Below are 11,732 nucleotides of genomic sequence, written 5' to 3'. Positions count from 1 at the left end.
CCCGTTCCGCACCCGGCGGGGGATGCCGTCAGCCGAGCAGGCTGGTGATCGCGGGGTCGCGGCGCGCGACCTCCGCGGCCGTGGCGACGATGACGTCGCGCATCGCGGCGACCGCCGTGGCGGGGCTGACGTCTGCGCGGTGGGCGAGGCTGACGACGCGGGTCATGGTCGGGTGGGTCAGTCGCACCGACCGCAGGGCCGGCTGGTCGAGCAGCACCATCGCCGGGACGACGGCGACGCCCACGCCGCGTTCGACGAAGCGCAGGAGCGCGTCCATCTCGGCCCCCTCCAGCACATGGTTCGGGGTGAGTCCTGCGGCGCGGAACGCGGCATCCGTGGCGGCGCGCAGCTCGTAGGTCTCGTCGAGCGCGATGAGCGGCAGGGTGGCGAGGTGCGCGAGGCCGATCGACGGCGTCACGGCGATCGGCGGGCGCGAGGCGGCCGAGACCACCACGAGCTCTTCGGTGAGCAGCGGCATGCGCGTGAGGCTGAAGCCCGAGGGTGGCGGGCCGTCGGACTCGGTGATGAGCGCGATGTCGACCGCTCCCACGCCGAGCTGGTCGACGAGGAGCCGCGATCCGCTCTCGATGAGGTGGAGGTCGACGCCCGGATGCGCGGCGTGGAACGTGCTCAGTGCTTCCGCGACGAGGCTCGTGCACAGTGTGGGTGGAGCGCCGAGGCGCACGCGTCCGCGACGGAGCCCCGCGAGCTCGCCCATCTCCTCGCGGATAGCCTCGGCCTCGGCGAGCATCCGCTGCGCGCGGGGAAGCATCGCCTCACCCGCGGCGGTGAGCGCGATGTGGCCGCGCGCACGATGGAACAACTCGACACCCACTTCGCGCTCGAGCGTGGAGATCTGCCGGCTCAGCGAGGGCTGCGCCAGGTGGAGGTGCTCGGACGCCCTCGTGAAGTGGCCCAGTCGGGCGACCTCGACGAAGCTGCGGAGCTGCTCCAGGTTCATGCCCGCAGTCTATCGAAACCAGTGAAACTATGCATTGGACGCTATTAGGATGACCTAACTAGCGTGGATCCCATGAGTACACGCGAACGTCAGATCTCCACCACGGTCCTCGTCATCGGGACCGGCGGATCCGGCCTCCGGGCCGCGATCGAGGTCGCCGAGCACGGCATCGACGTCCTCGCCGTCGGCAAACGCCCCCGACAGGATGCCCACACCTCGCTCGCCGCCGGCGGCATCAACGCCGCACTCGGCACCATGGACGCCGAGGACAGCTGGCAGCAGCACGCCGCCGACACCATCAAGGAGAGCTACCTGCTCGCCAACCCGCACACGGTCGAGATCGTGACGCAGGGGGCCGAGCGCGGCATCCGCGATCTGGAGCGCTGGGGCATGGACTTCGCCCGCGAGGACGACGGCCGTATCTCGCAACGGTTCTTCGGCGCGCACACGTTCCGCCGCACGGCCTTCGCCGGCGACTACACGGGTCTGGAGATCCAGCGCACGCTTGTCGCGAAGGCCGATCAGCTCGAGGTCCCGATCCTCGACAACGTCTACATCACGCGCCTGCTGGTGCGCGACAACGTCGTGTTCGGCGCCTACGGCTTCGACCAGGCAGACGGCACGCGCTACCTGATCCACGCGGATGCCGTGATCCTCGCCGCGGGCGGACACAACCGCATCTGGCGACGCACCTCCTCGCGACGCGACGAGAACACCGGCGATTCCTTCCGGCTCGCGGTCGAGGCGGGCGCGCGGCTGCGCGATCCCGAGCTCGTGCAGTTCCACCCCTCCGGGATCATCGAGCCCGAGAACGCGGCGGGCACCCTCATCTCCGAGGCGGCGCGCGGCGAGGGCGGCATCCTCCGCAACGCGCTCGGTGAGCGGTTCATGGACAAGTACGACCCCGAGCGCATGGAGCTCTCCACCCGCGATCGGGTCGCGCTCGCCGCGTACACCGAGATCGCCGAGGGGCGCGGCACCGAGAACGGGGGCGTCTGGCTGGACGTGTCGCACCTGCCGCGCGAGACGATCATGACCCGGCTGCCGCGCGTCTACCAGACGATGATGGAGCTGCAGATGCTCGACATCACGACCGATCCGATCGAGATCGCGCCCACCGCGCACTACTCGATGGGTGGCGTGTGGGTGCGTCCCGACGACCACCAGACCGACGTCGACGGGCTCTACGCGATCGGCGAGGCATCGAGCGGGCTCCACGGAGCGAACCGGCTGGGCGGCAACTCGCTCATCGAGCTCCTCGTCTACGGACGCATCGTCGGCCAGGCGGCCATGGCCCATGCAGCGGGGCTCGACGCGCAGCGCCGGTCGGCGGATGCCGTGGCGCAGGCCCGCGCCGAGATCGACGACCTGCTCGCGGCCGACGGGCACGAGAACGTCCGCGCCCTGCAGCGCGCGATCCGCAACACCATGACGGAGCACGCGGGTGTGGTGCGCTCGGAGGACGGACTGCGGGCGGGACTCGCGGACCTCGACATGATCGAGGGGCGGCTGGAGGACATCGGCATCCACCCTGACATCGCCGGCTTCCAGGACCTCGCCCACGCGTTCGATCTCAAGGCCTCGGTCATCGCGACGCGAGCGACCCTCGAGGCTGCGCTGGAACGGCGCGAGACCCGCGGATGCCACAACCGCAGCGACTACCCCGACACCGACCCGACGCTGCGCGTGAATCTCGTGTGGAGCCCGAGCACCGGTGTGACCCGTGAGGAGATCCCGCCCGTTCCGGAGGAGATCGCCGAGCTCATGCGTGAGGTCGACACGACCGGCAAGCTCGTCGAGTAGTCACCCGAACCCGTTCCGGTCGCACTCCGTGCCGTCGCCGCGCCCTCGGAGCGGCACGACCTGCGACCGGAACGTGGGCGGCGGGGTGGGGTAGGAGCCGCCTCAGTCGCCCTGGTCCGTCTGCGGACCGTCGATGACCCCGATCCCGACCGCCTGATGGTCGGGCTCGGGGTCGTCACGCTTCGGGGCCTTCGGCTCCTCGCCCGGCGCCTTCTCGGTGCTGGGCTCCTCGAGCTCGTCGGTGTCCGGCACCTCGGAGGGATCGGCGTCTTCGGGGGACTCCGCCTGCTCGGGGGTGTCGGCAGTAGATTCGGAGGCGTCGGCGTCGTCGGTCTCGGGGGAGCTCGCGGTGACCTCGCCGGCGTCGCCGGAGGAGGGCGTCGGCGTGGGCGTCTGCGCTTCAGCCTCAGGGGCGGGCTGCTGGTCGGATGCGTCGTTCGACATGATGGTCCTCTCTCGTCTTCGAGCCCCCAGGATGCGCTCGGGGCGCGCCGCGGGGGAAGGGGCTTGACGACCGCATCCCGCCGACGACGTACGCTTGATGCGTGACAGCGTACGTCTCGGCCTTCGACCTCTTCTCCATCGGAGTGGGGCCCTCGAGCTCCCACACGGTCGGACCCATGCGGGCGGCCCTCGAGTTCGCGCGACGCCTCACCGCCACGGATGTGCTCGACCACGTGGCCCGCGTGACCTGCACGCTGTACGGATCGCTCGGCGCGACCGGCATCGGCCACGGGACACCGGATGCCGTGGTCGCGGGGCTCCGCGGACTCGAGCCCGAGACCTGCGATCCTGCGGAGGTGCGCGCGGCCTGGAGCGACTACCCCGCGGGGGCGCCGCTGCGGATCGACGGCAGCCACGACGTGCCGTTCGCGAAGGACGACATCGTGTTCGCGCCGCGCACCCGACTGCCCGGGCACCCCAACGCCATGACAATCACCGCGACGGATGCCGCGGGCGCGATCGTGGCTGAGGAGACCTACTACTCGGTCGGCGGGGGCTTCATCCGACGCGACGGCGAGGAGGCGACGCTCGCGACTGCGGCGCTCCCGTACTCCTACGCCGATGCCGCCTCGCTGCTCGCGCTGTGCGACGAGCACGGCCTCTCGATCGCGGAGCTCGCGCGCCTCAACGAGACGGCGATGCGGTCGGAGGAGGACGTCGCCGCGGGACTCGACGCCATCTGGGACGCGATGTCCGGCTGCGTCGACGCGGGCCTGCACTCCGACGGCGTGCTGCCCGGCATCCTCAAGGTCAAGCGGCGCGCGAGCGTGATCCGCGGCCAGCTCGAGGACGTCGAGGCCGACGGGCACCGCGAGCTCCCCGGCGAATGGCTCGGGGCCTTCGCGCTCGCCGTGAACGAGGAGAACGCCGCGGGCGGACGCGTCGTGACCGCTCCGACGAACGGTGCCGCCGGCATCCTCCCCGCCGTGGCGATGTACTGGTGGCGCTTCCTCGCGGACTCGGGCCTCGGGGCGGGCAACGCGGTCACGCCCTACGGCGAGCTGGTCGGCAGCGCGCTGCTCGGCTTCGGAGCGGAAGCCTCGCTGGTGGCGGTCGGCGCGATCGACGACCCCGATGCCGTCGCGGAGGCGAACCGCCGCCGCGGGATCCGGCGCTTCCTTCTCACGGCCACCGCGCTGGGCTCGCTGTTCAAGGCGAATGCGTCGATCTCGGGGGCGGAGGGCGGATGCCAGGCCGAGGTGGGCTCGGCGTGCGCCATGGCCGCGGGAGGACTGACCGCCGTGATGGGCGGCACCAACCGGCAGATCGAGAACGCCGCCGAGATCGCGATGGAGCACCACCTGGGACTCACCTGCGATCCGATCGGCGGCCTCGTGCAGATCCCGTGCATCGAGCGCAATGCGATCGCCGCGTCGACCGCGGTGACAGCCGCACGGCTCGCGCTGCGCGGCGACGGCAGCCACTACGTCTCGCTGGATGCCGTCGTCGAGACCATGCGTCAGACCGGCCTGGACATGTCGACCAAGTACAAGGAGACGAGCGAGGGCGGCCTGGCGGTCAACGTCATCGAGTGCTGAGCGGCGACGTCGGCGGTTCGGGATAGCCTCCTCGGAGGAGGTGACATGGAGTCGATCTGGACGCCGGGGAGCAGACGGAAGCGCGAGCAGCCCATCGTCTCGGTGCGCGCGGGCGCGGACGCACCGGAGCCCGGGCGACTCTGGCCCACGAGCATCCCGGCCGTCGCCCAGGTGCTGCGCGACGGAATCGATCTCGCGCCGGGCGTCACGTTCCTGGTGGGCGAGAACGGCAGCGGCAAGTCGACGATCGTCGAGGGGGTCGCGGGCGCGTACGGGCTGTCTCCCGAGGGCGGCTCGCGTCAGGCCATGCACAGCACACGGCCGACCGAATCCCCACTGGCGGGATGGCTGCGGTTGCAGCGGGGCATCGGCGCTAATCGGTGGGGGTTCTTCCTCCGCGCCGAGACCATGCACTCGTTCTACACGTATCTCGAGGACAACCCCTCGATGAGCGGGCCCGACGTGCCGTTCCACGAGATGAGCCACGGCGAGTCGTTCCTCGCGCTGTTGGAGAGCCGCTTCGACGAGCCCGGCTTCTACTGCCTCGACGAGCCCGAGGCCGCGCTGTCGTTCCAGTCGACGCTCGCGCTGATCGCCGTGTTGCAGCGCATCGTCGACGAGGGTGGACAGGTGCTGTGCGCGACGCACTCGCCGGTGCTGGCTGCTCTGCCGGGCGCGAGGATCCTCGAGGTCGGCGACTGGGGCATCCGTCCGGCGGAATGGCAGGACCTCGAGCTCGTGAACCACTGGCGCTCCTTCCTGCAGGACCCGCCCCGGTACCTCCGTCACCTCCTGGACTGACCGCGCGTCCTGTTGACCGCACGGCGGCGCCGGGAGGATAGTCATCGCATGACGAGTGCGTCGGCGGTGGAGATCGCGGGCCTTCGAGTGCGGCGAGGCAGGACGACGGTGTTCGACGGCGTCGATCTCACGATCCCGCGCGGGCAGATCACGGGACTGCTCGGTCCTTCGGGGTGCGGCAAGACAACGCTCATGAGGTCGATCGTCGGGGTGCAGCGCATCGCGGGCGGCACCGTGACCGTGCTGGGCGAGGCGGGCGGATCGCCGCGCCTGAGACATCGCGTGGCGTACGGCACGCAGGGCGCCGCGGTGTACGGAGACCTCACCGTGCGGCAGAACCTCGCGTACTTCGCCTCGGTGCTGGGAGCGCCGAAGGGCGACGTCGACCGGGTCGTCGACGAGGTCGGACTCCGAGGCCAAGCAGGGCAGCTCGTCGACTCCCTGAGCGGCGGGCAGAAGACGCGCATCTCGCTCGCGGCGGCGCTGGTCGGATCCCCGGAGCTCATCGTCCTCGACGAGCCGACCGTGGGCCTCGACCCGGTGCTGCGTGTCGAACTGTGGGAGCTGTTCCGCGGGCTCGCCGAGCGCGGCGTGACCATGATCGTCTCGAGCCACGTCATGGACGAGGCGCTGCGCTGCGACCGCCTGCTGCTCATGCGTGCGGGAAGGATCATCGCCGACACCACCCCGACCGATCTCCTGCGCGACACGGGCACGACGGAGCCGGATGCCGCATTCCTGGCGCTCATCGATCAGGACACGCGCGAGCACGATGCGGCGGCGCGATCCGAGACGCGACGCTCACGGCGTGAGGCGGGACGATGAACGGCCGGCGGATGCTCGCCACGGCCGGCCGCGTGCTCGGTCAACTGCGGCATGACCCGCGGTCGATCGCGCTGATGCTCGTGGCACCCAGCCTGCTCGTGGGGCTGTTCGCGTGGCTGTTCAGCGACCAGGACGGGGTGTTCGACCGGTTCGGCGGCGCGATCCTCGCCCTGTTCCCGTTCATCGTGATGTTCCTCATCACATCGATCACGACACTGCGCGAGCGACGCTCGGGAACGCTCGAACGGCTCATGACGACTCCGCTCGGCAAGGCCGACTTCATCCTCGGGTATGCGCTCGCGTTCGGACTCATGGCTCTGCTGCAGGCGGTGATCACCGTGTCCTTCGCGGTCGGCGTCTGCGGCCTGACCGTCGACGGCGAGCTGTGGCAGCTCGGGCTCGTCGCGGTGGTCGACGCGCTCCTGGGCACGGCGCTCGGGCTGCTGGCGAGCGCGTTCGCGCAGACGGAGTTCCAGGCGGTGCAGTTCATGCCGCTGCTGGTGTTCCCGCAGATCATCCTCGGTGGGCTGTTCATGCCGCGGGACCAGATGCCCGATGTGCTGCACGCGATCTCGGACTGGCTGCCGCTCAGCTACGCGATCGACACCATCAACGCCGTGACCGCGGGAGACGACGGATGGGACGTGTACCGGCCATTGCTCGTGGTCGTCGCTTTCGGGGTGGGAGCGGTGGTGCTCGCCTCCCTCACACTGCGGCGACGCACGTCCTGACCGATCGGTCGACGGGCGCACCTTCCGGTCGTTGAGCGAGCGCGCCCCTCCGGTCGTTGAGCGCACCCCCCTCCGGTCGTTGAGCGAGCGCGCCCCTCCGGTCGTTGAGCGAGCGCACCCCCTCCGGTCGTTGAGCGAGCGCAGCGAGACGAAACGACGTCGCTCCTCAGCGCCCGGCCCGGTTCTTGGTGTGCCGGGTCGGCGCGGCCGTCCACGGGTCCTCCGGCCAAGGATGCTTGGGGTAGCGGCCCCGCATCTCGGCGCGCACCTGCGCGTACGGCCCCGACCAGAACGAGGCGAGGTCGTCGGTGACCGCGAGCGGTCGTCCGGCGGGCGACAGCAGGTGGAACAGCACCGGGACCCGACCGTCGACCAGCCGAGGGGTCTCGGCCCATCCGAAGCACTCCTGCAGCTTGACCGCCACGACCGGACGGGCGGGGTCGTCGACGGCGGGGTAGTCGATGCGCACGCGCGATCCGCTCGGCACCTCCAGGCGTTCGGGCACGAGTTCGTCGAGACGCGTGGCCTCGGGCCAGGGGAGCAGACGCCGCAGCGCCGTGGTCAGATCGAGCTTCGCCGCCGGAGTGCCGGAGGCGAGGGCGTCGAGCTCCGGGGCGAGCCACGCGTCGAGAGAGGCCAGCAGGCCGGCATCCGACACGTCCGGCCAGGGATCGCCGATCTCCCGCCGCAGCAGTGCGAGGCGGCGTCGCAGAGCCTCCGCGGAGTCCGACCACCGGAACACGTCGAGACCTTCACGCCGCAGCGCCCGGCGCACGGCATCCCGTCCGTCCTCGGCTGAGGCGCGCACCGGCGCCGACGACCGCAGGATCGCGCCGATGCGGCGCTCGCGGCGGGCCTGCACGCGACCTCCGACGAACTCCGCCTCGACGCGATCCGTCATCAGATGGCTCGCGGCGCGCTCGATCTGCGCCTCGGTGACGACGGCGGTCGCGCGGACCACGGCGCCCGAGCCTGCGGCGACGCGACCGGATGCGCGGGCCACGTCGGCGACGGCGATCCACTCCGACGCCGCGAGCGGACCACGCATCCCGGCGCGTGTCCCGGATGCGAGCAGGAACGTCGCGCCGTCCGAGGTGCGCTCCACTCGCCGCGCGATCCGCTCCGGGAAGGCCAGCGCGATCACGAGGCCCGTGTCGTCGAGATCGGAGCGGATGCCGGGCGTCGCGTCGACCAGGCGCTCGAGTCTGTCCGCATCGGCACGCCAACGCCGTGCCTCGGGCGTGCGCCCGCCGCGGAGCGCGACCAGCGCCTGCGCCACGTCACCCTCCGCGATGCGCACGTCACCGCCCAGCAGAGCGACGACCTCGGCCGCGAGACGAGCGCCGACGACCGGGCCGCCCTCACGGAGCGCGCGGGCGAGTCGCGGATCGGTCGGGATGCGGGCGAGCGCGCGTCCCTCGGCGGTGGCTCTTCCGTCGTCGTCGATCGCCCCGAGGCCGCGCAGCACGGTGAGGGCCTCGATGAGGCTGTCGGACGGAAGGGGGTCGATCAGGCGCAGCCCGCCGCCGCCGGGCGCGCCCCAGCATGCGAGCAGGAGCGCCGCATCCGTGAGGTCGGTCACCGCGATCTCGGGGGCGGGTCGCGCGGGTGCCGCCGCATAGGTGCGCTCGTCGACGCAGCGGATCACGGTGCCCGGCCCTTGGCGCGTCGCACGACCCGCCCGCTGCACGCACGAGGATCTCGGCGCGGCGGTCGTCAGGAGTCCCGTCATCCCGCGTGCCGCGTCACGCTGCGGATGCCGTGACAGACAGGAGTCCACGACGAGACGCACTCCCGGCACCGTCAGCGACGACTCGGCGAGCGCCGTGGTCACGATGATGCGTGGCGACTCGGTGGGGCGACGCCCGCGGATCACGGCGTCCTGTTCGGAGGCGGGGAGCTGGCCGTGCAGCTCGCGTACGTCGAACGATCCGTCGACGTCGCGGATCCGCCGGGCGATCGCGCTCACCTCGTAGGCGCCCGGCGCGAAGACAAGCACGTCGCCGGACGCGTCCTCGCGGACGAGGTCGCGGGCGGCGGCAGCCGCGGTGCGCGCGACATGGTCGAGGAACTCCCGCGTCACGCCGCGCTCGTCGAGTCGGGGGCCGGAGCTCGGAGCCCAGCGCTCGGTGAGCGGGAACGCCGGGACGTCATGGTCGACGATCGGAGCGGGCGCGGCGTCGGTGCCGATCACGACGGAGAGGCGCGAGGCATCGAGCGTCGCGGACATCGCCACGAGCACGAGGTCCTCGCGTAGCTCCCGCACCTCCGACAGCAGCCCGATCAGGAGGTCGGTCTCGAGCGCACGCTCGTGCACCTCGTCGATGATGACGGCATCCACGCCGTCGAGGCCCGGGTCGTCGAGCATCCGCCGTAGCAGCACACCCGCCGTCACGAACTCGATCCGTGTCGCGGGGCCGGCGGCGCGCTCGCCGCGGACCGTGAACCCGACGCGGTCGCCGAGTGCGGTCCCGTCGAGCTGTGCGAGGCGCCGAGCGGCGGCACGTGCGGCCACGCGACGCGGTTGCGTGACGATCACGCGGCCGGTGGAGCGCGACGCAAGCAGCGGCGGCACGAGGGTCGTCTTCCCGGTGCCCGGGGGAGCGCTGACCACGAGCGAGGTGCTCGAGTCCAGTGCCGCCTCGACGTCGGGGAGGGACGCCGCGAACGACAGCCCCGCGCCGATCGCGGCGAGGTCGAAGGCGGCAGACGTCATCCCTCCAGTGTGCCCGGTGAGTGCGCTGAGCTTTCACAACTCCGGAGAATCGGTGCCGGCCGAGCGCCTCGGCCCGGTACGGGGCGCCGATGCGGACGGATCTCCGGAGTCATGGCGAGGAAATGGCGGGGCAGGGCGGGGGAGAGGCGGGAACACGGAACAGCGGATGCCGCGACCGGTGGGGCCGCGGCATCCGCTGTTCTTCTGTGCTTACTCCGCCGCAGCTGCCGGCGGGGCGGGCGGCGGAGGCGTGGTCGGCTTCGGCTCGCGCTTCGCGGCCGGCGCGGACGCTGCGGCGACGCCCTCGCCGATGCCGCGGCCGACGGCCTGGCCCTGGATGATCGACGCGAGGTCGAGTCCGGTCGCGGAGCTCACGCTGTCGAACACCGACTTGAGCGCCTTCGCGCTGTCGGCGCCGACGACGTTCGAGGCGCCGTCCTCGCCGGACCCGCCGATGATCGACACGCTGCCGATCGCGGCGTAGCCCTTGGCGAACTCGGCCATGATCGCCGGGAGTGTCTCGAGCACGCGCTGCGACAGGAAAGCATCCTGGTTCGATGCGATGGCCTTCGCCTCGGCCTCGACGGCTGCAGCTCGCGCCTCACCCTCGGCGCGGATCGCGTCGGCCTCGGCGCTGGCACGCAGGCGACGCGCCTCGGACTCGGCCTCGGCCTGGGCGCGCAGCGCGTCGGCCTCACCGGTCGCGCGGGCGATCGCGGCTGCGGCCTCACCGTCGGCCTTGGCCTTGTCTGCCTGGGCCTGCTGCTCGGCGATGCGGGTGCGGGCCTCGGCCTGCTTGACCTGCTCGATCGCGGCGGCCTCGGCGGCGCGCTCACGCGTGTAGAGCTCCGCCTGCGCGCGGGTCTCGGCCTCGTACCGCTGCGCGTCGGCGACGCGCTTGACGTCGGCGTCGAGCTGGGCCTGCTTGTTCTCGGCCTGCTGCTGCAGAACGGCCTGTTCGGCCTGGGCACGGGCGAGCTGCTCGGCCTGCTCCGCCTCGGCGCGAGCCCGACCGATGCCGGCGTTCGCGTTGGCCGTGTTGGTGTCGAGGGCCGTCTGCTCGACCAGGTTCGCTTCCTGGTTGGCGATGTTCTTCTGGTTGATCGCACGGTCCGCGTTGGTCTGCGAGATCTCCGCGGACTGACGCTTCGCCTGGATCTCGGGGGCGCCGAGCGAGCCGATGTAGCCGACCTTGTCGGTGATGCCCTTGATCTGGAACGAGTCGAGGATGAGGCCCTGCTCGGCGAGCTCCTGCGACACGTCGGCGGCGATCTGGTCGGAGAACTTCTTGCGCTCGCGCATGAGCTCCACGACCGACAGTGTCGCGACGATACCGCGTAGGGCACCTTCGAGCTGCTCGGTGGTGAACTGCTCGATGGCCTTGTCCTGCGAGGCGAATCGCTCGGCGGCGCGGCGCACGAGGATCGGGTCGGAGCCGATCTTGACGATCGCGACGCCGTCCACGTTGAGCGTGACGCTGTCGAGCGACTGGGCCTCGGCGTTGAGCGACACCTGCCGCGAGCGCAGCGAGATGATCTCGTGGCGCTGCGTGATCGGGTTGACGAGCGACTTCCCGTTCACGATGACCGTGACGGGCGATTCCGACATCTCGTCGCGGGTCGTGCCGTCGGCGCCGATGACGGCACGCGCCACCTTCTGCTTGCGGCCCGAGATGACGAGCGCCTCGTCGGCGCGCGCGACCTTGATCCAGCTGCGTGCGAACAGCAGCAGGATCAGCAGGATGACGACGGCGGCGACGACCGCGATCCCGACGATGACGAGGATGCCGACGATTCCGGCGATCTCCATGGATTGACCTCCCTGGTTCCCCCCGAGGGGGTGGTCTGCGTTCC

At 71.4% G+C, this 11,732-nt stretch carries 9 protein-coding genes; 5 read left to right on the top strand and 4 right to left on the bottom strand.

The window, feature by feature from the left end:
• Window positions 1–28 precede the first annotated feature (28 nt).
• Entirely contained in the window at window positions 29–961 is a 933-nt protein-coding gene (locus AKH00_RS06660; protein WP_050721841.1) for a LysR family transcriptional regulator, read from the bottom strand.
• Window positions 962–1,033: 72 nt separating this feature from the next.
• Between AKH00_RS06660 and AKH00_RS06655 the strand changes: the two genes are divergently transcribed.
• Window positions 1,034–2,764, top strand: a complete 1,731-nt coding sequence (locus AKH00_RS06655; RefSeq protein WP_050721840.1) for an L-aspartate oxidase — start codon at window positions 1,034–1,036, stop codon at window positions 2,762–2,764.
• Between the two features lie 102 nt (window positions 2,765–2,866).
• On the opposite strand, the gene AKH00_RS18065 is transcribed toward AKH00_RS06655, so the two are convergent.
• Window positions 2,867–3,208: a hypothetical protein gene (locus tag AKH00_RS18065; protein ID WP_050721839.1), complete on the bottom strand. Its 342-nt coding sequence runs from the start codon at window positions 3,206–3,208 to the stop codon at window positions 2,867–2,869.
• 101 nt (window positions 3,209–3,309) lie between these two features.
• Between AKH00_RS18065 and AKH00_RS06645 the strand changes: the two genes are divergently transcribed.
• From AKH00_RS06645 to AKH00_RS06630, 4 genes are read left to right on the top strand one after another with little or no spacing between them, the layout of a single operon-like run.
• Window positions 3,310–4,806: an L-serine ammonia-lyase, iron-sulfur-dependent, subunit alpha gene (locus AKH00_RS06645; RefSeq protein WP_050721838.1), complete on the top strand. Its 1,497-nt coding sequence runs from the start codon at window positions 3,310–3,312 to the stop codon at window positions 4,804–4,806.
• A 45-nt stretch (window positions 4,807–4,851) separates the two neighbouring features.
• On the top strand, window positions 4,852–5,607 hold the full coding sequence (locus tag AKH00_RS06640; protein WP_050721837.1) for an AAA family ATPase: 756 nt from the start codon (window positions 4,852–4,854) through the stop codon (window positions 5,605–5,607).
• Between the two features lie 48 nt (window positions 5,608–5,655).
• Window positions 5,656–6,432, top strand: a complete 777-nt coding sequence (locus AKH00_RS06635; protein WP_050721836.1) for an ABC transporter ATP-binding protein — start codon at window positions 5,656–5,658, stop codon at window positions 6,430–6,432.
• The gene (locus tag AKH00_RS06630) at window positions 6,429–7,163 is read left to right on the top strand and encodes an ABC transporter permease (RefSeq protein ID WP_050721835.1); all 735 of its coding nucleotides are present in this window, start codon (window positions 6,429–6,431) and stop codon (window positions 7,161–7,163) included. Before AKH00_RS06635 ends, AKH00_RS06630 begins: the two co-directional genes overlap by 4 nt.
• A 166-nt stretch (window positions 7,164–7,329) precedes the next feature.
• On the opposite strand, the gene hrpB is transcribed toward AKH00_RS06630, so the two are convergent.
• Window positions 7,330–9,879: an ATP-dependent helicase HrpB gene (gene hrpB / locus AKH00_RS06625; RefSeq protein ID WP_050721834.1), complete on the bottom strand. Its 2,550-nt coding sequence runs from the start codon at window positions 9,877–9,879 to the stop codon at window positions 7,330–7,332.
• 210 nt (window positions 9,880–10,089) lie between these two features.
• Window positions 10,090–11,688, bottom strand: a complete 1,599-nt coding sequence (locus AKH00_RS06620; protein ID WP_050721833.1) for an SPFH domain-containing protein — start codon at window positions 11,686–11,688, stop codon at window positions 10,090–10,092.
• Between the last annotated feature and the right edge of the window lie 44 nt (window positions 11,689–11,732).

It is taken from the genome of Microbacterium sp. GCS4, assembly GCF_001262495.1.
Classification (GTDB): domain Bacteria; phylum Actinomycetota; class Actinomycetes; order Actinomycetales; family Microbacteriaceae; genus Microbacterium.
The sequence above is the reverse complement of the archived record's forward strand: the minus strand, read 5'-3'. Positions and strand labels throughout refer to the sequence as shown.